Consider the following 302-nt stretch of genomic DNA (forward strand, 5'->3'; position numbering starts at 1 on the left):
CTGGTCGAGGAGATGCCCCACACCCTGGCCGCGCTGCACGCCGGCGTGTTGACCGAGTGGCGGGCCACCCTGATCGTCAAGCAGTCGGCCTGCCTGACCGTCGAGGATCGCCGCACCCTCGACGAAGAGATGTGTGCGGACATAGGCGCCTTGGTCGGGTTGGGCAACGCCCGGATCGAGGCCGCCGCCGCCGCGATCGCCGCCCGCCTGGATGCCGCTGCGGTGGTGCAACGCAAAGAACGGGCGGCGGCGTCGGCCTCGGTGTCGACCCGGCCGGCCCCCAACGGGATGGTGTATCTGAC

General features: G+C 71.2%; 1 pseudogene. It reads left to right on the forward strand.

The annotated features are described in order from the left end of the window. Positions 1–302: pseudogene (locus ACZYYX_RS29460) on the forward strand (HNH endonuclease); the annotation flags it as partial.

The sequence above is a fragment of the Mycobacterium sp. IDUB_1 genome, from assembly GCF_055419625.1.